Origin of the sequence: Phytohabitans aurantiacus, from assembly GCF_027923225.1 — a bacterium.
GTDB classification, from domain to species: Bacteria; Actinomycetota; Actinomycetes; order Mycobacteriales; family Micromonosporaceae; genus Phytohabitans; species Phytohabitans aurantiacus.
Map to the genome: position 1 here is coordinate 52,670 of NZ_BSDI01000024.1, position 20,284 is coordinate 72,953.

The following is a 20,284-nucleotide window of genomic DNA, read 5'->3' on the forward strand; positions in this document are numbered from 1 at the left end:
GGTTATAGTTCTGCGAGGGTGATGCCTAGGAGGTGACCGTGGCCTGGGACGAGTACGCCGATGTGGTGGTGGTCGGCTTCGGTGCCGCCGGAGCCTGCGCCGCCATCGAGGCGGCCGAGGCCGGCGCGACCGTGGTGGCGCTCGACCGCTTCGGCGGCGGCGGCTCGACCGCGCTCTCCGGCGGCGTCGTGTACGCCGGCGGCGGCACCGCCCAGCAGCGCGCGGCCGGCATCGAGGACAACTCGGAGGCGATGTTCGCGTACCTGAGCCACGAGGTGGGCGACGCCGTCTCGCCGGAGACGCTGCGGCGGTTCTGCGAGGGCAGCGTGAGCATGCTGGCGTGGCTGGAGGAGCGCGGCGTCCCGTTCGAGGCCAGCCTCTGCCCGCACAAGACGTCGTATCCCGATAACAGGTTCTACCTGTATTACTCCGGGAGTGAGCTGTCGTTCCCCGCGCCCGCGCCGCGCGGCCACCGCGCCGTCGGCAAGGGCACGTCGGGCGCGGTGCTGCACGCCCGGCTGGCCGCCGCCGCGCGGGAGCGGCGGGTCCGGGTACGCACCCGGACGACCGCGCACCGGCTGGTCACCGGCGACGGCGGCCGGGTCGTCGGCGTCGAGGCCACCACGCTGAGCGGTGCGCCCGGCTGGGTACGGTTCGCGCACGGTGTGCTGCACCGCTGGTCCGTCAAGCCGGGGCTCTACCTCCCCGCGCTCGGGCGCGCGCTGCACCGGCCGGTCACCTGGCTGGAGCGCCGCTTCGGCCGTCCACTGCGGATCGCCGCCCGGCGCGGCGTCGTGCTGTCGGCCGGCGGCTTCGTCCACAACCGACGGATGGTCGCCGAGCACGCGCCCGAGTACCGGGGCGGCCTGCGCCTCGGTACCCCCGCCGACGACGGCAGCGGCATCCGGCTCGGCACGGAGGTGGGCGCCGGCACCGGACACCTCGACCGGGTGTCGCTGTGGCGCTTCATCACCCCGCCCGCCGCGCTCGTGCGCGGGGTCCTCGTCGACCGGGCCGGGCAGCGGGTGTGCGACGAGTCCCGGTACGGCGCCGCGATCGGCGACGCCGTGCTGCGGTGCGACGAGCGCAGGGCGTGGCTGCTGGTCGACGCCGGCACGCTCGCGGAGGCCCGCCGGCAGGTACGCGAGCAGACGCTGTGGTTCCAGTGGCTGCAGGCGCGGTGGTTGCTGACCGTCGACCGGGTCAGCGGGCCGACCCTGGCGGCGGTCGCGGCGAAGGCCGGCGTCGAACCGGGCGGGCTCGCGGCGACCATCAAGGCGTACAACGCGGCCGCCGAGGCCGGCGAGCCAGACCCGGCCGGCAAGCCCGCCGACCACGTCCGGCCGCTCGGGCAAGCGCCCTACTCACTGATCGACTGCTCGGTCAGGCCGCGGCTGGGCCAGCCCGCGCCGATGCTCACCCTGGGTGGGTTGCTGGTCGACGAGCGGACCGGTCTGGTACGCCGGCCCGGCGGCGACACCATCCCCGGCCTGTACGCCGCCGGCCGCTCCGCCGTGGGTGTCTGCTCGAACTCGTACGTCAGCGGCCTGTCGCTGGCCGACTGCGTGTTCTCCGGCCGGCGCGCTGGCCGGCACGCCGGCTCTGAAGAGGGGGTACCGTGCTGAGTGAGCTGGAACTGTCCACACTGGCCGACCGGCTGCGAGACGCCGAGCGCGACCGGGCGCCGATCCCGCCGCTCGTCGAGTCGCACCCGAAGCTGGAAGCGGCCGACGCGTACGAGATCCAGCTCCACAACATCCGGCGGCGCACCGCGAGCGTGGTGGGCCACAAGGTGGGGCTGTCGTCGCGGGCGATGCAGGAGATGATGGGCGTCGACGAGCCCGACTACGGCCACCTGCTGGCCGACATGGGCCTGTCCGAGACCGTTCCGGTCGACGCGACCCGGTACTGCTATCCCCGCGTGGAGATCGAGGTCGCGTTCCTGCTCGGCGCCGACCTGCCCGGCGAGGACTGCACCGAAGACGACGTGGTGGCCGCCACCGAGGCGTACGCCCCATCGATCGAGCTGATCGACAGCCGCATCCTCGACTGGCGGATCAGCCTGGCCGACACCATCGCCGACAACGCGTCGTCGGCGGGGTTCGTGGTCGGTGCCGCCCGGGTGCCACCGTCCGAGGTGGACATCCGCCGCATCGACGCCGTGCTGTACCGGGGCACCGAGGTCGTCGCGCAGGGCCGCTCCGACGCGGTACTGGGCAACCCGGTGACCGCCGTGGCCTGGCTCGCGCGCACCGTGGCCCGTTTCGGGGTACGGCTGCGGGCCGGGCACCTGATCCTGCCCGGGGCATGCGCCCGCGCGATCGACGCCCGCCCGGGCGACGAGTTCCGCGCGTCGTTCACGGGCCTGGGTGACGTCTCGTTGTCGTTCGTGGGAGGGTGACCGTGGCCAAGGCGACCGCCGCCATCGTCGGGTCGGGCAACATCGGCACCGACCTGCTCTTCAAGCTGCTCCGCTCCGACCTGGTGGAGCCGCGCTGGATGGTCGGCATCGACCCGGCGAGCGCGGGGCTGCGCCGCGCCGCCGAGCTGGGCCTCGCGACCACAGTGGACGGCGTCGACTGGTTGCTGGCTCAGGACCCGCTGCCCGAACTGGTCTTCGAGGCCACCTCGGCCGCGGTGCACAGCGCCAACGCGCCCCGGTACGCGGCCGCCGGCATCCGGGCGATCGACCTGACACCCGCGGCCGTCGGCCCGCCCGTGGTGCCGCACGTCAACCTCGACGCCCACCTCGACGCGCCCAACGTCAACCTCATCACCTGCGGCGGCCAGGCCACCATCCCGATGGTGTACGCCGTCTCCCGGGTCACCCCGGTCAGCTACGCCGAGATCGTGGCGACCGTGGCGTCGAAGTCCGCGGGGCCGGGTACCCGGGCCAACATCGACGAGTTCACCCGCACCACGAGCCGCGGGCTGGAGGTGATCGGCGGCGCCGCCCGGGGCAAGGCCATCATCGTGCTCAACCCGGCCGACCCGCCGATGGTCATGCGCGACACCATCTTCTGCGCCGTCGACCCGGGCGCCGACACCGCCGCGGTGGCCGCCTCCGTCAAGGCGATGGCCGCCGACGTGGCCCGCTACGTGCCCGGGTACCGGCTGCTCAACGAGCCGCAGTTCGACGCGCACGGTCCACACACGAGGGTCGCCATCTTCGTGGAGATCGCCGGTGCCGGCGACTTCCTGCCCGCGTACGCCGGCAACCTCGACATCATGACCGCCGCCGCCACCCGCGTCGGCGAAGAACTGGCCCGATCCCTTGGGGAGTCTCATGCTGCCGCGCCGCTTCTCTGACGCTCTCGACCTGCGCATCACCGACTCGTCCCTGCGCGACGGCTCGCACGCCAAGCGGCACCAGTTCACCGCCGCCGAGGTGGCCGCCGTCGTCGGCGCCCTCGACGCCGCGGGCGTACCGGTCATCGAGGTGACCCATGGCGACGGGCTCGGCGGCTCCTCGTTCACGTACGGCTTCAGCCGCACGCCCGAACAGGAGCTGATCTCGGTAGCGGTCGAGACCGCGCGGCACGCCAAGATCGCGTTCCTCATGCTGCCCGGCGTCGGCGTCAAGGACGACATCCTCGCGTCCGCCGGCAACGGCGCCACCGTGTGCCGCATCGCCACCCACTGCACCGAGGCCGACATCGCCGCCCAGCACTTCGGGCTCGCCCGCGACCGTGGCCTGGAGACCGTGGGCTTCCTGATGATGGCGCACTCGGTGTCTCCCGAAGACCTCGCCAAGCAGGCCCGCATAATGGCCGACGCCGGCTGCCAGTGCGTGTACGTCGTCGACTCCGCCGGCGCGCTGGTGCTCGACCAGGTCAGCGACCGGGTCGCCGCCCTCGTCGCGGAGCTCGGCGACGACGCGCAGGTCGGCTTCCACGGCCATGAGAACCTCGGCCTCGGCGTGGCGAACTCGGTCCTGGCCGCCCGCGCCGGAGCCACCCAGATCGACGGCAGCACCCGCCGGTTCGGCGCGGGTGCCGGCAACACGCCGGTCGAGGCGTTCGTGGGGGTGTGCGACAAGCTCGGCATCACCACCGGCATCGACTTCTTCGCGATCGTCGACGCGGCGGAAGACGTGGTGCGGCCGGCGATGCCCGAGGAGTGCCGGCTCGACCGGCTGGCGCTGGTGATGGGGTACGCCGGCGTGTACTCGAGTTTCCTCAAGCACGCGTACACCTTGGCCGAACGCTACGGCGTCTCCGGCGCCGAGATCCTGGTCGAGGCCGGCGCCCGCCGACTGGTCGGCGGCCAGGAGGACCAGCTGATCGACATCGCGTTGACCCTCGCGGCGCGCGGAGCGGGTCAGGAGTAGGTGACGCGGACCGTCGCGGTCCGCGGTATCGCCTGGCAGGCGAGGGTGTACCCCTCGGCGAAGTCCTCGTCTTCGAGGATCTCGTTGTGCACCAGCTCGACCTCGCCCTCCAGCAACCGGCACGCGCAGGCGCCGCAGGTGCCCTGCCGGCACGAGTAGGGCGGGTTGAGCCCGGCCGAGATGAGCAGGTCGAGCAGGCGCGTGCCGGCCGGCCACGGCAGGTGGTGGACCTGCCCGTCGAGGTGCACCTCCGCGGTCGCCGCCGTGGCACCGTTCAAAGCGGGTACCCCCAGCCCGGGGTCGACGGCGGGCGGGGGACTCGCGTCGTCGATCGCGGCGGGTGCCAGGGCGGAGTGGAACCGTTCGATGTGGACTCTCTGCTCCGGCACGCCGAGCTGGCCCAGCGCCTTGCACGCCACAGCGACGAACGGCTCGGGCCCGCACACGTACGCGTCCCGGTCGGCGTAGGGCGCCAGCAGTGGCGCGAGCGACGCCGGATCGGGTGGCCCCTGCGCGCTGTCGAGCCAGTGCGCGACCCGCAGCCGCGACGGGTGCCGCTCCGAAAGTGTCCGCAGCTCGGCCGCGAAGATGACCGAGGCGGTATCCCGGTTGGCGTACAGGAGGGAGAGGTGGCCGGAACCCCGCGCCAGCGCCGACTTGATGATCGACATGACCGGTGTGATGCCGCTGCCGCCGGCGAGCAGCAACAGGTCGCGGTCGAGCGAGCCGGGCGTGAAGGCACCGGACGGCGGCAACAGCTCCAGCACGGCGCCCACCTTGACGTGGTCGCAGATCCAGTTCGAGGCGCGCCCGTCGGGCACCCGCTTCACCGTGATCTTCAGGTGGTCGTCGGTGTGCGGGGAGCTGGACAGCGAGTAGCAGCGCGCCACCGCGCCCCCGGCCGCGCCGGGCACCCGGATCGTCAGGTACTGCCCCGGCCGGTACGCGAACTCGGCGGCCAGTTCCGGTGGCACGGCCAGCACGAGCGAGTACGCGTCGGGCGTCTCCTCGATGAGGTCGGCGACCCGCAGCCGGCGGTACCGGATCATCCCGCCCTCAACTCGCCGCAGCGGACCGCGCGCTCGATGCTGTCGCGGAGCTTGACGCACGTGGCGACGAGCGCGTTGGGCTGGCCGTCGGCCGCGCCCGCGGCGGAGGCGGTGAACTCCGCGCACTCCGCCACCGCCGACCGCGTCCACTGCACGCTGGTCTGCATGGCGCTGGCCTTCTTGACCCGCACCCGGGCTCCACAGTGCTCGCACGCCAGCGGCGCCAGCCCGCCTTCGAGGTAGAAGTCGGCGGTCACGTCTCGGCCGCCGCGCGCCGTGCCAGGTTGTCGGCCACCTCGACCTCCCACGCCTGTATCGCCCGCGTCGTGTCCACTTCGAACTCGTACCGGGCGACCATGTCGTCGGTGACGTCCTCGACGTCCACATAGAACTGTTCGTACCAGCGCCGGAGCTGGTACACCGGACCGTCCTCGGCGCACAGCAGCGGGTTGTCGATGCGGCTCTTGTGCTTCCAGATCTCCACGTCCTGCAGGAACCCGACGCCCACGCTCTTGCCGAACTTACGGGCCACCTTCTCCGCCTGCTCGGTGGTGAGGCCGGGCAGCCGCTTGACGATGACGCCCCACTGGAGCACGAACGAGGTCGGCGTGACGGGGTAGTGGCAGTTGATGAGGATCGACTCCACCACGATGCCGTGGTAGTTGTGGAAGAGCTTGTCGATCATGTACGAGGGCCCGTAGTACGCGGCCTCCGAGCGCAGCGTGGTCTCGGAGTCGCCGGCGTAGTTGGAGCCGTTCGTGACGTCGGGCCGGCCCCGGGTCTCCAGGTACTGCGCCGCCACGTGCCCCTCCATGACGTTCTTGAAGTACGTCGGGAAGGCGAAGTGGATGTAGAAGAAGTGCGCCATGTCGACGACGTTGTCGATGACCTCGCGGCAGTTCGCGCCGTCGATGCGCACCGAGTCCCACGTCCACTGGCTCCACTCGTCGGAGAACGCGCCCTCGATGCGGGGGATCGTGACGTCTTCCGGCGGCTTGCCGCCCTGCGGGTCGTTCCAGACGAAGAGCTGCTGGTTCTCCTCCAGCGTCGGCCACGACCGGGTGCGCGCCCGCGGCGGCACGCGGTGGGCGTACGGCACTCCCGCGCACCTGCCGTCGCCGCCCCACCGCCAGTCGTGGAAGGGGCAGGCGATCGCGTCACCCTTCACGGTGCCCATGGTGAGGTCGCCGCCCATGTGCCGGCAGTACGCGTCGAGCACGTGCAGCTTGCCCGCTGAGTCGGCGAACACGACCAGCTTGGTGCCGAACGCCTCGATGGCGTGCGGGGCGCCGTCGCGGAAGGTGTCGGCGAGCCCGAGGCAGTGCCAACCCCGCGCGAACCGCTTCGGCGGCTCGCCGGCGTCGATGGACCGTACGGCGTCCCCGTCGTTCATCAGCCCCTCCACATGCCCGTTCATCGATCTGAAACACGTTATACAGTGCGCTAAACTTCGCTCGTACGCGGTGGCTCACCAAATCTAGAACGTGTTCTACTATAGTGGCTGGCGATCCAGTCAGCCAGCAAGGGGGCAGAACATGAGCGAAGTCCTCGATGGGGTGAAAGATCTCCTTCCCGTGTTGCGCGAGCGCGCGCAGGAAGCCGAAGATCGCCGAGCGCTGCCCGCCGAGACCGTGAAATCCCTGACCGAGATCGGGTTCTTCCGGCTGCTCCAGCCCGCGCGGTGGGGCGGATACGAGGCCGATCCGGTCACCTTCCTCACCGCGGTGCGGCTGCTGGGCAGCGCCTGCGGCTCCACCGGCTGGGTCGGCTCGGTCATCGGCGTGCACAACTGGCAGCTCGGGCTCTTTCCCGACCAGGCGCAGCAGGACGTCTGGGGCGACGACCCGAGCACCCGCATGTCGTCGTCGTACGCGCCCACCGGCAAGGTCACCGTCGTCGACGGCGGCTACCGGCTCAGCGGGCGGTGGAGCTTCTCGTCCGGCTGCGACCACGCCACCTGGGTGCTGCTCGGCGGCATCGCGCCCGGCGACCCGGCCGACTTCCGCACGTTCCTGGTGCCCCGCTCCGACTACACCATCGACGACGTGTGGAACACGGTCGGCCTGCGCGGCACCGGCAGCAACGACATCGTCATCGAAGACGCGTTCGTGCCGGCCCACCGGTCGCTCAGTTTCATGGACACCGCGCGTTGCAAGTGCCCCGGCCAGGAGCTCAATACCGCGCCGCTGTACCGGATCCCGTACGGCTCGCTGTTCTCGTACGCCATCACCACGCCCGTCATCGGCATGGCCACCGGCGCCTACGACGCGCACGTCGACTACCTGCGCGACCGGGTCCGCGCGTCCTACGTCGGGGTCAAGGCCGCGGAGGACCCGCACTCCCAGGTGCGCGTCGCCGAGGCCGCGGGCGACCTCGACAACGCGTGGCTCGCCCTGGAGAACAACTTCCGCGAGCTGATGGCGCTGGTCACCGCCGGGGAGAAGTTGCCCATGCGACTTCGCCTCCGGGTACGCCGGGACCAGGTGCGCGGCACCGCGCAGGCGATCCGTGCCGTCGACCGCCTGTTCGAGAACTCAGGCGGGCGCGCGCTCGCGATGGGTACGCCGATCCAGCGCTTCTGGCGCGACGCGCACGCCGGCCGGGTACACGCCATCAACGACCCGGAGCGCGCGCTGTCGATGTTCGGTCGGGGCGAGTTCGGCCTCCAGATCACCGACGCGATGGTGTGAGCCGTGAGTGCGTCTACTGTGGAGCCTACTGTGGACTTCGAGGCGACGAGCCGCACGGCCGCCGGTGTGCACTACCACGAGGCCGGTCCCGCCGGCGCCGCCACCGTGGTGCTGCTGCACGGCGGCGGGCCCGGCGCCTCGGCGTGGAGCAACTTCGGGCGCAACGTTCCAGTGCTGGCGCGCCGGTTCCACACGCTCGCCGTCGACCAGCCGGGCTACGGCCGGTCCGAGGCCGGCGACATCACCGACCACTACTTCACGCACGCGGCCGACGCGCTCGCGGGCCTGCTCGACGAGCTGGAGCTAGAGCGGGTACACCTCATCGGCAACTCGCTGGGCGGTGGCACCGCGGTGCGCTTCGCCCTCCGGTACCCGAAAAGGGCCGGCCGTCTCGTGCTGATGGGGCCCGGCGGCCTCAGCCTGAACGTCTTCTCGCCTGATCCGACCGAGGGCGTCCGGCGGCTGATGGCGTTCGCCGCGCCGCCCGGGCCGACCCGCGAGAAGCTCGCGGCGTTCCTGCGGACGCTGGTGCACGACCCGAGCCTCGTCACCGACGAGCTCGTGGAGGAGCGGTTCCGGGCGGCCACCGAGCCGGCGGCGCTGCGCGCGATGAAGGCGATGGGCGCGTCCTTCACCGACCCGGCGCGCTACGAGGAGGGGCTGCTCTGGCGCGAGGCGCACCGGCTGCGCAACGAGGTGCTGCTGATCTGGGGCCGGGAGGACCGGGTCAACCCGCTCGACGGCGCGCTCGTGGCGCTCAAGCTGATCCGCCGCGCCCGGCTGCACGTCTTCGGTGGCTGCGGCCACTGGGCGCAGCTGGAGCGGTTCGACGAGTTCAACCGGCTGGCCATCGACTTCCTGGAAGGGGAAGGCACATGAGTCTCATCCGTTCGCTGGGATACCTGCGGATAGAGGCGACCGACATCGGGGCGTGGCGGGAGTTCGGCACCAAGGTCCTCGGCATGGTCGAGGGGCGCGGCCCGGACCAGTCCGCGCTGTACCTGCGGATGGACGACTTCCCGGCCCGGCTCGTGGTCACGCCGGGGGAGCGCGACCGGCTGACCGCCACCGGGTGGGAGCTGACCGACCCGCCGGCGCTGGCCCGAGCGGTGCGCACCCTCGAAGAGGCGGGGGTCGCGGTCAAGCCCGCGGGCGCCGCCGAACTGGCCGACCGGCGGGTCTCCGAGATGGTGAGCGTCGACGACCCGTTCGGCAACACGCTCGAACTGTTCTGTGGCGCGGCCCTCGACACCCGGCCGGCCCTGTCGCCGTACGGCACCCGCTTCGTCACCGGCGACCAGGGCATGGGCCACGTCGTGCTGCCCGCCAGCGACGACGCCGCCGCGCTGCGGTTCTACACCGAGGTGCTCGGCTTCCGGCTGCGCGACTCGATGCGGCTGATCCCCGAGACGCTCGGCCTGCCCGCGATCGATACTCCACTGTGGATGCGGTTCCTCGGGTGCAACCCGCGGCACCACAGCCTCGCGGTGGCACCGATCCCGGCCCGGTCCGGCCTCATCCACCTGATGATCGAGGTCGAGACGCTCGACGACGTCGGCCGCGCGATGGACCGCTGCCGCAAGCAGGGCGCGCCGTTGATCTCGTCGCTCGGGCGGCACGCCAACGACTTCATGGTGTCGTTCTACCTGCGCACGCCGAGCGGGTTCGACATCGAGTACGGCACCGACGGGCAGACGGTCGACGACGCGACGTGGGTGGCCCGCCAGACCACCGCCCACAGCGTGTGGGGCCACCGCTTCACCCGCGCGGCGGCGGCGGGCTAGCGTGATCGCGCCGGCCACTGTGGACACCGACCGGTTCCGCCGGGTGTTCGGGCACTTCTGCACGGGTGTCACGGTGATAACCGGGATCGTCGACGGGGCGCCGGTCGGGTTCGCGTGCCAGGCGTTCGCCGCCCTGTCGCTCGACCCGCCGCTGGCGCTGTTCTGCCCGCGCGGCACGTCGGAGACCTGGCGGCGCATCCGCTCGGCCGGGCACTTCGGCGTCAACGTGCTCGCCGACGACCAGCGCGACCTGTCCCGGCGCTTCGGCACCGCGGGCGCCGACCGGTGGCGAGACGTGGCGTGGAGCCCGTCACCGGCCGGCGCGCCGATCCTCACCGGCGTACTGACCTGGGCCGACTGCCACGTCGAGGTCGTACACCCGGGTGGTGACCACGACATCGTGGTCGGCCGGGTCACGGCGCTGGGGGAGTGCCGGGCGGCGAAACCCTTGCTCTTCTACAAGGGTCGCTACACCGCCCCCCAGGACATCTCCCCCCACGACGAACCCGAGGTCGTCGACACCATCCTCTCCTGGCACAGGCACACCGACTGGATGTAGCGATGGCGGCTACTGCTTGACGCAGGGGCCGCCGTTGAGGGTGAAGGTGCTCGGGTCGGTGTTGGTGCCGGTGTAGGTGCCCTGGAAACCGAAGCTGGTCGACGCGCCCGCCGCGATGGTCGCGTTCGAGCTGGTGTTGGTGACGCTCGCCTGCTGACCGTTCTGGGTGGCCACGCCGTTCCACGCGCTCGTGATGCGCTGGTCGCCGGGGAACGCCCAGGCGAGGGTCCAGCCGTTGACCGCGGTCGGGCCGGTGTTGGTGATCTGGACGCTGGCGGTGAAGCCGGTGGCCCAGCTGTTCGCCGTGTAGCTGACCCGGCAGGTCGGGCCCTGCTTCAGCGCGTACGCCCGCTCCACCGTCTGGGTCACCCTGTTGCCGGCGGCGTCGGATGCCTCGGTGCGCAACCACACGTAGCCGTCGGTGCTGGACAGCGCCGGGTGCGTCACGGCCACCCGGAAGCGGCCGCCCCCGAGCGACGTGACGGTCGCCGGCTGCCAGGTGGAGCCGCCGTTCACCGAGGTCGACAGGGTCAGGGTGGTGGCGGGCGAGCCGCCGGGGGTGAGCCGGTGCGGCGCCGCCACCACGTCGAACGTGAACGCCTGCCCGGCCGTCGCCCGGTTGAGCGGGTCGAGGTCGGCCAGGTACCGCGGGTGGATCAGCGGCTGGAACGCGCACGACGCGGTGTCGGAGTTGGTGCTGAAGCACCGGTACCCAGCGGGCCTGCCCGGGGTGGCCTGCGGCGCGGACTGGAACGTCCAGCTCGTCGTGATCCGCTGGCCGAGCGTGCGCACCGTGCCGAGTCCGCGCTGGGGCTCGACGGCCTCGAGGCGGTACGCGCCGGGCGTCGTCGGCATCGTGAACTGGGTCGGGCCGAGCGCCGACACCGGGATCTGGGAGCCGTCCGGGCGGAACATCCGGTAGGTGATGCCGTCGCCAGCGGTCACCGCGTAGTGCCGGGGGTCGGCGTCGCCCTGGTACCACCCGGCGGTGAACGTGTTGCCCTCGCGGCAGAACGTGCACCGCAGCTCGTACGGGTAGCCGTCGGGCACGTCGGCCGGGCCGGTGCGCATGGGCGGCAGGAACCAGTCTTCGGCGCCGCGGGTGTCGCCCGGCCGGAACTTCTCCCGGGACTCCAGCTGGGCGGCGGTCGGCGCGTCCCAGGAGGTCTGCTGGGTCGTGAGCCGGGACCACGTGAGCCGCGCGTCGCCCGGGCCGAAGTACTCGGTCCAGTTCATCGGCGCCCAGAACCCGACGACACCTGAGGAGGCCGTCTCGTCGTGCTCGCCGAACACGATCGAGCCCAGCCCGTAGGTCAGGCCCTCGCGGTCGGCGTGGTACCGGCCCGGGTACGAGATCAGCTGTGCCGGGTCGACGGTGGGTGCGGTGGCGGGCACGCCCGCGGTGTTCTGGTAGCGGAGCTGGAACACCCGCTCGGGGTTGGCGCGGCCGCCGGTGACCGCCAACGTGACCGGACCTGCCTGGATCTGCGCCCGCAGCGCCCGCCCGGTCGCGCCGGACACGGTCAGCGCGAGGATCTGGTCGTCGCGGACGGGCATCGGGACGCCGGCCGGCCGGTCGATGTACGCGATGATGCCGGCCGCGCCCTCGGAGGCGGCGTGCAGGCGGGCCGCCTCGATCGCGTTCCAGGCGACACCGCCGGAGGTCGCGTGCGGCGTGCCGGCCGGCACCTCGATCCGCACCAGCGCCACCTTGCCGGCGGCGCCCGCGGCGGTCAGCTCCGCGGGGCTGCCACCGCCCGCGTAGACCAAGGGCAAGGAGCTGTTCTGGTACCGCGCCAGCGAGCGGCCGTTGAAGTACGGGTGCGACTCGACGGGTACGACCGTGCCGTTGGCGCGCACCTGTATCTGCTTGGAGCCCAGCATCCACTGCTCGAACTCGTCGAACCATCCGATGGCCGGTGCGGGCGTGGGCGTGACATACAGGTCGTAGTTCTCCCACGGCACGAGCGGGCCGGAGCCCACGGGCTGGCCACTGGGCAGCCCGCGCAGCGTGCCCGTGCTGAGGATCAGCGTGTCGACCTGCTCGGGCAGCACCGGGTTGACCTTGCGGGCCTGGCGGGCGTCGAGGGTGAGCGTGGTGGACGCCTGGATCGAGCGCTCGATGGCGATCGCGTGGGTGGCCCGGCGCACCTCGGCGTCCCACTCGAAGATGGTGCCGTAGGCGTCGTAGACCCCATCGGCCACGTACGTCTCGAACATGCCGTTGGCGTCGGTGAAACCGGTCGCCACCTCGGTCACCAGCGGGTCGTTCGGGTCGTTCGCGCCGTCGAGCTTGGCGACCGTGACGACTGCCGAGGTCGCCGGTGCGCCGCGCGAGTCGAGCACCGGGATGGTCAGCTTGTGCGCCGCGCCCTTGTAGTAACTGAACGGCGTGCGCAGCTTCACGGTGCCGCTCGCGTCGGCGGCGGTGACGACGCCGCCGTACACGCCGGGGTCGCCGGGTGCGGGGTTGAGGGTGAGCGTCACCGAGCCCTTGGCGCCGGCGGGCACCGTGAGGGTACTGGCGCTCACCGACACCGCGCCGGACGGCAGCGCGCGCCCGTCCCAGCCCTGCCCCTGGACCGCGAACTGCAGGGTCACCGCGGCGGTGGTGTCGTTGCGGTACTCCAGCGTCTTGGTGCGGAGGCCGCTCGAGGTCGCCGGGATCGCCGGGATCGCCCCGAAGTCGGCGCCTTCCGGGCCGAACACGCCCTGACCGATCACGCGGCGCACGTCGACCCAGCCGGCGCCCTCCGTGAACAGCGGCAGCGACTTCGGCTCGGCCGTCGAGACCAGCGCGTCCTTGAGCTGGGTGGCGGTCCAGGTCGGGTGCGCCTGGGCGAGCAGCGCCGCGGCGCCGGCCACGTGCGGGGTGGCCATCGAGGTGCCGTTGGCGCTCGTGTAGTTGGCGTCGTAGGGCGTACCCATCGAGGTGCCGGCGGCCCGGGCGGCGATGATCTGGTGTCCGGGCGCGCTCAGCTCGGGCTTGACGGCGCCGTCGCCGCGCCGCGGACCCCGGTTGGAGTACGCGACCGCGCCGCCGACCTTGTCGGTGGCGCCGACGGTGAGCGCGGCGCTGGCCGCGCCCGGCGTGTTGACGGAGGCGTCACCGTTGTTGTTGCCGGCGGCGATGACGAACAGCGCGCCGGTCTCGGCGGTGAGCGCGTCGACGGCTTGGCTGGCCGGGTCGGTGCCGTCGCTGGGCCCGGCGCCGATGCTGAGGTTGACTACCTTCGCTCCGTTGCGCGCGGCCCACTCCATGCCGGCGATGACCTGCGACATCACGCCCTCGCCGGCGCTGTTGAGCACCTTGCCGACCATGAGCGAGGCGGCCGGCGCCACGCCGCGGAACCGTTCGGCGGAAGCGGCGCCGTTGCCGGCGACGGTCGAGGCGACGTGCGTGCCGTGCCCGTGACCGTCCGATATGGACGCCTCGGGGGTGAAGTTGGCGCTGCTGACGATGCGGCCCGCCACGTCGGGGTGGTTGGCGTCGATCCCCGTGTCGAGCACCGCCACGCGCACGCCTTCGCCACGGTAGCCGGCGAACCAGGCCGTGGGCGCGCCGATCTGGATGACGCTGGTGTCGAGCGCCGGCCGGACCACGGAGTCGAGTGAGACCCGCGCGATGCCGCGCGCCAGCGTGCGGTCGGCGGCCCGGGCGCCGCGCACGGCCCGCCACAGCTCGGGCGCCTTACCCTTGCCGGGCCGGACGGCCGCGCTGTTGATGCTGCTCAGGGGCGCGCGCCGGGAGGCGCCGGGCAGCGTGGCGCTGTCACGGGCGGCCGCCGTGCCCTTCGCGTAGGCGAGGATGACGCCGGCCGGCTGGTCGGCGGTCGCCTGGCCGTCGCGCACCAGCAGCGGGATGTCGAACAGCGCGCGGTCGAGAGCGCCGGCGGCGAGGCGGGCCCGCGCGTCGGACGGGATCACGTAGTAATGGTCGCCGTGCGACGTGGTGCTGAACGACACCGGCGTGCCGTCGGGACGCGGCGCCGCCTGGACGCTCACGGCCCGCCGCCCGTCGCCGCGGATCGTGTACGTGACACGGTCACCGGTCAGCAGCATGACGGTGTGGCGCTCGTCACGCCCGTCGGCGGTGTCCTTCGCGGGCGGGGCGGGCGGTGCCGCCTCGGCCGGCCGCGGAGTGACCACCATCGCCATCGTGGCCACGAGAACCCAGGCGAGCCAGGCACGAATCATCCATTGTGGACGCACGGAAACATCCCTCCCCCGTGAAGCGGGCCGGTGGAGGTGACCGGCGCGCAGGGGTCACTCTAGCCCAGGCGCATCGACGATGGTGACCGCGAGCCGCGCCAGATTCTCGTGCGGACCGCCGAAGAGGTGTTTGGTGCCATGGGCCCTTTTGAAGTACCTATGTGCGTCGTGTTCCCAGGTGATCCCGATACCACCGTGGATCTGGATCATCTCGGCGGCGACCCGTTCGAGGGTCTCGGTGCAGTGCACCGCCGCCACGGTGGCCAACTCGGCCGCGTCGGGCGCCTGCGCCACGATCGCGTCGACCGCGGCGTACGAGGCGGACCGGGCGCTCTCCACGAGCACGTACAGGTCGGCGAGGCGGTGCTGGAGCGCCTGGAACGCCCCGATCGGCCGGCCGAACTGCACCCGCGTCTTCGTGTACTCGACGGTCAGTTCGAGGGCCCGCGACGCCGCGCCCACCTGTTCGGCGGACAGCGCCACGGCCGCGATGTCGCGCAGCCGGTCGGGCCGGCACGGGCCCAACCGCCGCCCGGCGGCACCGCGCAGCTCGACGGTGGCGAGCCGGCGCGTCAGGTCGAGGGTGGGGGTGTGGGTGCGGGACACGTCGCCGGGGTCCACCTCGTACAGTCCACTGGGGACGGCCACGAGCAGGATCTCGGCGGTGTCGCCGTCGAGGACGTGGTGTGCGGTGCCGTGCAACCGGTCGTCGTGCGTGACGGTGACGCCACCGGTGAGGGCGAGCGCGGCGATCCGGCTGCCGTCCGCGATCCCGGGCAGCAGCCGGGCGCACGCCGCGCCGGCATCGGTCGCGAGGAGCGCCTGGGCGGCGAGCACCGCCGAGCCGAGAAACGGTGAGGGCGTCAGCCCGCGCCCGAGCTCTTCGAGCACCAGGTGGGCCTCGACGAGACTCGCGCCGGCACCGCCGAACCGCTCAGGCACGGCCAGCCCGGCGGCGCCGATCTCGCCGCACAGCCGCGGCCAGTGCCCGTCCGGATCCTTGCGCAGCAGATCCCGCACCGCCTCGCGCAGCGCCGCACGCTCCTCGGTCAGCTCCATGGCTCAGCCTGCGCGGTCAGGGTGGCCAGCACGCGGGCGCGGTGGTCGGACGAGGTGCCCCACGCCGCCATCAGCGCCCGCACCCGCGTCAGCCACCGCCCGAGCCCGTACTCCTCGGTGTACCCGATAGCGCCGTGCACCTGGAGCGCCGCGCGCGCCGCCCGGTGCGCGGCGCTGGCACACGCCACCTTCGCCGCTGACACGTCGCGCGGCGTGAGCGTCACCGCGGCGGCGTAGAGCAGCGGCCGCGCGAACTCCAGCCCGACCGCGACGTCGGCGAGCGCGTGCTTGATCGCCTGGAACCGCCCGATCGGCTGTCCAAACTGCACTCGCTGCTTCGCGTACTCCACCGCCGTCTCCAGCATGGCCCGCCCGGCGCCGAGCAGGTGCGCCGCGCACGCCAGCGCACCCAGATCCAGCGCCCGCCCGACGGCGCCACCCGCGTCGTCGGCCAGCATCTCGCCCGGGCCCAGCTCGAACAGCCGCCGCGTCGGATCCACCGACGCGACCGCCTCGCCCACGACCCCCACCCAGACGCCCACCGCCGCGCGGGCCGGCCGCGCCACGATCGCGCCCGTCGCGCCGGTAGCGCCCGGCAGGCGTGCCGCGGCGGTCGGGCTTCCGGAGGCGAGGAGGTCCGCCGCGCCGGCCGGCCGCGCGGCGAGGAGAGACACGCCGGCCGTGTCGGCGTCGACCGCGTACGGCAGCCAGGGCGGCGCTGCGAGCGTCGCCAGCGCCTCGCCGGACGCCAACGCCGGCAGCCACCGCTCGGCGGCCGCTCCGCCGAGCGCGGCCAGCAGCGCCGGCACCGCGGCCACCGTCTCCATCGCGGGGCCGGGCAACGCGTGGTGCCCCAACTCTTCGCACGCCACCACCAGATCCGCCGGCGACGCTTCCAGGCCACCCCACTTCTCGGGTACCGCCAGCGCGGTCACCCCCGCGTCGGCGAGCCGCCGCCACACCGCGCACCCCGGCACGGCATCGCCCGCCGCCCACGCACGGGAGGCGGCCGGCACATCGGCCGCGTCGAGCAGGTCGTGCAGCGTCGCGCCAAAGCGTGCCTGCTCGTCCGAGAGCGTCAGCTTCATCGTGGCAGCCCCAGCACGCGGTCGGCGACGATGGTGCGCTGTATCTCGTTGGTGCCCGCGTAAATGGGGCCCGCCAGCGCGAACAGGTACCCGTCCAGCCAGCCGCCGGACCTGCTCGACCCGCGCACCTCGGCGTGCGGGCCGAGCAGGTCCAGCGCGGTCTCGTGCAGCGCGAGGTCCAGTTCGGACCAGAACAGCTTGCCGAGGCTCCCGGCGTGCGGCCCCGGCGGCCGCTCCAGCGCCGCGTACCCGTGCATCTTGTACGCCTGCGCGGCGATCCACGCGTCGGCGACCCGGCCGGCCAGCGCGCTGTCGCCGGAGTCGCGCCACAGGTCGACGAGGCGCTCCGCGGCCGCCAGGAACCGTCCGGGGCTGCGCAGCGACAGCCCACGCTCGTGCCCGGCCGTGCTCATCGCCACCCGCCAGCCGTCGCCGGGCGCCCCGATGACGTCCGCGTCCGGTACGAACGCACCGTCGAGGAAGATCTCCGCGAAACCGGGCGCCCCGCCCAGTTGCCGGATCGGCCGCACGGTCACGCCTTCGGCGCGCAGGTCGAACATCAGGTAGGTCAGGCCACGATGCCGCTCGGCGTCCGGGTCGGTGCGGAACAGGCCGAACGCGCGGTCGGCGTACGCCGCGCGGGAGCTCCACGTCTTCTGCCCATAGAGGAGCCATCCGCCGTCGGTGCGGGTGGCGCGGGACCGGATGGCCGCCAGGTCGCTGCCCGCGTCCGGCTCGGACCACGCCTGCGCCCACACGTCGTCGGCGCGCGCCATCCGGGGCAGCAGCCGGTCGCGCTGCTCGGCGGTGCCGTGCCCGAAGAGCGTCGGCGCGAGCAGGAACAGCCCGTTCTGGCCGATCCGCACCGGGCCGCCGGCCGCGTGGTACTCCTCTTCGAACACCAGCCAGTGCATCGGCGGCGCGTCGCGGCCGCCGTACTCGACGGGCCACGAGACGGCCGACAGGCGCGCCCCGGTGAGCAGGCGCTCCCACTCCCGGTGCGCGGCGTCGCCCTCGGCGCTGTCCACACTGGGCAGTGGTGCGGCGGGCGCGTTGGCGGCCAGCCACTCGCGCACCTCCGCGCGGAACGCCGCGGTATCGGCGTCGACGTCGAGGTTCATGACCGGTCCCTTGGCGCCGCATCCCGCATGGCCCGCGCGTCCATGCCGGCGAGCGGGTTGCCGGACACCTCGGCGTTGTGCGCGTGCGCGACGTGGTGCAGCCCGAAGACCGAGTCCATGCCGGAGCGCATGCCCATCAGGTCCTCGCACTGGTTGACCGCCCGCTTGGCCAGCGCCAGCCCGAACGGCGGCATCTTCGCGATCCGCTCCGCGAGCGCGAACGTGGTCGCCTCCAGTTCGTCGCGCGGCACCACCCGGTTGACCATGCCCACCTCGTACGCCCGGCGCGCGTCGAACCGGTCGCCGGTGAACAGCACCTCCTTGGCGAAGCGCGGGCCGAGCATCCACGGGTGCGCGAAGTACTCGACGCCGGGGATGCCCATGCGCACCACGGGATCGGCGAAGAACGCGTCGTCGGCGGCGACGATGAGGTCACACGACCACGCCAGCATCAGCCCACCGGCCACGCAGGCGCCCTGCACCATCGCGATGCTCGGCTTGGGCATCTCGCGCCAGCGCCGGCACATGCCGAGGTACACCTCGACCTCGCGGGCGTACCGGCGGTCGGCGCCGGCCTTGTCGGTGTGGTCCCACCACATCGCGGCCCGCCGCGTGAACGACGTGTCGGCGTCGCGGCCGGGACTGCCGATGTCGTGCCCGGCCGAGAAGTGGTCGCCGGAGCCGGCCAGCACGACGACCGCCACGTCACCGTCGTCGACCGCCCGGGTGTACGCGTCGTCGAGCGCGTACGTCATCGCGGAGTTCTGCGCGTTGCGGTACCTCGGCCGGTTCATCGTCACCAGCGCGACCGGCCCGCGCCGCTCGTACACCACGACGGGTTCCTCGGACACGTCAACCCTCCTCCCGCAGCAGGTACTTGAGCACCTTGCCGGAAGCGTTGCGCGGCAACACCGGCCGGAACTCCACCTGGCGCGGCACCTTGTAGTTCGCCATCCACTTCCGGCAGTACTCCAGCACGTCCACTGTCGACAGATCGTGACCCGGGGCGGCCACCACGTAGGCCCGGCCGACCTCGCCGAGGCGCTCGTCGGGCACCCCGATGACCGCCGCCTCGGACACGCCGGGCAGCCGGGCGAGCGTCCGCTCCACCTCGGCCGGGTACACGTTGAAGCCCCCGCAGATGTACATGTCCTTGAGGCGGTCGGTGATGGTGAGGTACCCGCGCTCGTCGAGCCGGCCGATGTCGCCGGTGTGCAGCCACCCGTCCGCGTCGATCGCGGCGGCGGTCGCCTCGGGGTCGTCGAGGTAGCCCAGCATCACGTTCGGGCCGCGCAGCAGCACCTCGCCGCTGTCGGCGACGCGCACCTCGCAGCCGGCCGCCGCGACACCGCACGTGTGCGCCACCGTTTCCGGGTCGTCGCCGGGCCGGCACATGGTGGCGACGACCGCCTCGGTGAGCCCGTATCCGGTGAGCACCGTGTCGATGGCGAGGTCGTCGCGCATCCGTTCGATGAGGACGGACGGCACGCTGGCCGCACCGGTGACGGCGAGGCGCAGCGTGGACAGGTCGTGCTTCTCGCGCTCGGGGTGGTCGAGGATGCTCTGGTACACGGTCGGCGCACCGGGCAGCACGGTGATGCGCTCCGTCTCGACCAGCCGCATCGTGAGCGGCACGTCGAACACCGCCTGCGGCACGATCGCGGCGCCGGTCAGCAGGCACGACAGCATGCCGGCCTTGAGGCCGAAGCTGTGGAAGAACGGGTTCACGACGAGGTACCGATCGGTGGGCGCGAGCCCGACCATCCCGGCCCACGCGGCGGCCACCGCGAGCGACTGCCGGTGCGCGCTCATGACTCCCTTGCTGCGCCCCGTCGTGCCGGACGTGAAGAGGATGTCGCTGACCTGATCGGGCATCACGGCGGCGGCGCGCGCGTCGGCGACCTCGGCGGGCACCGTGGCGGCCCGCTCGGCGAACGCCTCCCAGTCGGTGGTGCCGCCTTCGACCGGTACCCGGAGAACAAGCTCGGGCAGCACGGCGCTCTCTGCGGCGGCGGCCTCGCGCAACGCTCCCAGCCGGTCCGTGCCCAGAAACAGGTCCGCGACCACGACGGCGCGCGCGCCGCTGCGGCGTACCAGATCCAGCGCCTCGTGGCCCGTGAAGCGCGTGTTGATGGGCACGAGCGCGGCGCCGGCGTAGCTGGCGCCCAGTGCGGCCTCGACCCAGTGGTGGGTGTTGGGCGACCAGATGGCCACCCGGTCGCCGGCCTCGACGCCCGCGGCGATGAACGCGCGCGCGACGGTGCGGACCCGCTCATGCAGCTCCACATAGGTCAGTCGCGGCCCGTCCGGCTGCAGCAGCGCGGGGGAGTCGCCGTGGTCGCGGGCCGCGGCGATCAGGGCGGACGGGATGGTGATTGTCACGCACCCTCCC

17 protein-coding genes are annotated in these 20,284 nt (G+C 72.8%); 8 read left to right on the top strand and 9 right to left on the bottom strand.

All coding sequences use genetic code 11. The features are described from left to right. The first annotated feature begins 32 nt into the window (after positions 1–32). From QMG73_RS23950 to dmpG, 4 genes are read left to right on the top strand one after another with little or no spacing between them, the layout of a single operon-like run. Positions 33–1,625, top strand: a complete 1,593-nt coding sequence (locus QMG73_RS23950; protein ID WP_281899198.1) for an FAD-binding protein — start codon at positions 33–35, stop codon at positions 1,623–1,625. After that, entirely contained in the window at positions 1,619–2,401 is a 783-nt protein-coding gene (locus tag QMG73_RS23955) for a 2-keto-4-pentenoate hydratase (protein WP_281899200.1), read from the top strand. Before QMG73_RS23950 ends, QMG73_RS23955 begins: the two co-directional genes overlap by 7 nt. A gap of 2 nt (positions 2,402–2,403) precedes the next feature. Continuing rightward, positions 2,404–3,309 carry an acetaldehyde dehydrogenase (acetylating) gene (locus tag QMG73_RS23960; RefSeq protein ID WP_281899202.1) on the top strand — a complete coding sequence of 302 codons (906 nt, stop codon included), beginning with the start codon at positions 2,404–2,406 and terminating at the stop codon, positions 3,307–3,309. After that, a complete protein-coding gene (gene dmpG, locus QMG73_RS23965) occupies positions 3,287–4,330 on the top strand; it encodes a 4-hydroxy-2-oxovalerate aldolase (protein WP_281899203.1) in 1,044 nt (347 codons plus the stop codon). Before QMG73_RS23960 ends, dmpG begins: the two co-directional genes overlap by 23 nt. Here the strand turns inward: dmpG and QMG73_RS23970 are convergent. Genes QMG73_RS23970 through QMG73_RS23980 form a run of 3 tightly spaced genes read right to left on the bottom strand, consistent with a single transcriptional unit; the run spans position 4,321 to position 6,772 of the window. Then, on the bottom strand, positions 4,321–5,379 hold the full coding sequence (locus QMG73_RS23970) for a ferredoxin--NADP reductase (protein ID WP_281899205.1): 1,059 nt from the start codon (positions 5,377–5,379) through the stop codon (positions 4,321–4,323). The genes dmpG and QMG73_RS23970 overlap by 10 nt on opposite strands. Beyond that, entirely contained in the window at positions 5,376–5,636 is a 261-nt protein-coding gene (locus tag QMG73_RS23975; RefSeq protein ID WP_281899207.1) for a hypothetical protein, read from the bottom strand. The genes QMG73_RS23970 and QMG73_RS23975 overlap by 4 nt, the downstream gene beginning before the upstream one ends. Next, positions 5,633–6,772, bottom strand: coding sequence for a Rieske 2Fe-2S domain-containing protein (locus QMG73_RS23980; protein ID WP_281899208.1), 1,140 nt, complete (start codon positions 6,770–6,772; stop codon positions 5,633–5,635). The genes QMG73_RS23975 and QMG73_RS23980 overlap by 4 nt, the downstream gene beginning before the upstream one ends. Before the next feature lie 142 nt (positions 6,773–6,914). Between QMG73_RS23980 and hsaA the strand changes: the two genes are divergently transcribed. Genes hsaA through hsaB form a run of 4 tightly spaced genes read left to right on the top strand, consistent with a single transcriptional unit; the run spans position 6,915 to position 10,412 of the window. Then, positions 6,915–8,069, top strand: coding sequence for a 3-hydroxy-9,10-secoandrosta-1,3,5(10)-triene-9,17-dione monooxygenase oxygenase subunit (hsaA, locus tag QMG73_RS23985; RefSeq protein WP_281899210.1), 1,155 nt, complete (start codon positions 6,915–6,917; stop codon positions 8,067–8,069). 30 nt (positions 8,070–8,099) lie between these two features. Next, complete coding sequence (gene hsaD, locus QMG73_RS23990) at positions 8,100–8,948, top strand: 4,5:9,10-diseco-3-hydroxy-5,9,17-trioxoandrosta-1(10),2-diene-4-oate hydrolase (protein WP_281899312.1); 849 nt, start codon at positions 8,100–8,102, stop codon at positions 8,946–8,948. Then, positions 8,945–9,853 (top strand): iron-dependent extradiol dioxygenase HsaC, encoded by a 909-nt coding sequence (hsaC, locus tag QMG73_RS23995; RefSeq protein WP_281899211.1) that lies wholly within the window; start codon positions 8,945–8,947, stop codon positions 9,851–9,853. The genes hsaD and hsaC overlap by 4 nt, the downstream gene beginning before the upstream one ends. A gap of 1 nt (position 9,854) precedes the next feature. After that, positions 9,855–10,412, top strand: coding sequence for a 3-hydroxy-9,10-secoandrosta-1,3,5(10)-triene-9,17-dione monooxygenase reductase subunit (gene hsaB / locus QMG73_RS24000; RefSeq protein ID WP_281899213.1), 558 nt, complete (start codon positions 9,855–9,857; stop codon positions 10,410–10,412). A 9-nt stretch (positions 10,413–10,421) separates the two neighbouring features. Here hsaB and QMG73_RS24005 read toward each other — a convergent pair whose 3' ends face one another. The 6 genes from QMG73_RS24005 to QMG73_RS24030 are packed head-to-tail and all read right to left on the bottom strand — an operon-like array spanning position 10,422 to position 20,274. Continuing rightward, entirely contained in the window at positions 10,422–14,624 is a 4,203-nt protein-coding gene (locus QMG73_RS24005) for a S8 family serine peptidase (RefSeq protein ID WP_281899217.1), read from the bottom strand. Between the two features lie 54 nt (positions 14,625–14,678). Beyond that, the gene (locus QMG73_RS24010) at positions 14,679–15,677 is read right to left on the bottom strand and encodes an acyl-CoA dehydrogenase family protein (RefSeq protein ID WP_281899313.1); all 999 of its coding nucleotides are present in this window, start codon (positions 15,675–15,677) and stop codon (positions 14,679–14,681) included. Continuing rightward, entirely contained in the window at positions 15,674–16,771 is a 1,098-nt protein-coding gene (locus tag QMG73_RS24015) for an acyl-CoA dehydrogenase family protein (protein WP_281899220.1), read from the bottom strand. Before QMG73_RS24015 ends, QMG73_RS24010 begins: the two co-directional genes overlap by 4 nt. After that, positions 16,768–17,892: an acyl-CoA dehydrogenase family protein gene (locus QMG73_RS24020; protein ID WP_281899222.1), complete on the bottom strand. Its 1,125-nt coding sequence runs from the start codon at positions 17,890–17,892 to the stop codon at positions 16,768–16,770. The genes QMG73_RS24015 and QMG73_RS24020 overlap by 4 nt, the downstream gene beginning before the upstream one ends. Further along, a complete protein-coding gene (locus QMG73_RS24025) occupies positions 17,889–18,743 on the bottom strand; it encodes an enoyl-CoA hydratase (RefSeq protein WP_281899223.1) in 855 nt (284 codons plus the stop codon). The genes QMG73_RS24020 and QMG73_RS24025 overlap by 4 nt, the downstream gene beginning before the upstream one ends. Before the next feature lies 1 nt (position 18,744). Continuing rightward, complete coding sequence (locus QMG73_RS24030; protein WP_281899224.1) at positions 18,745–20,274, bottom strand: FadD3 family acyl-CoA ligase; 1,530 nt, start codon at positions 20,272–20,274, stop codon at positions 18,745–18,747. Positions 20,275–20,284 lie beyond the last annotated feature (10 nt).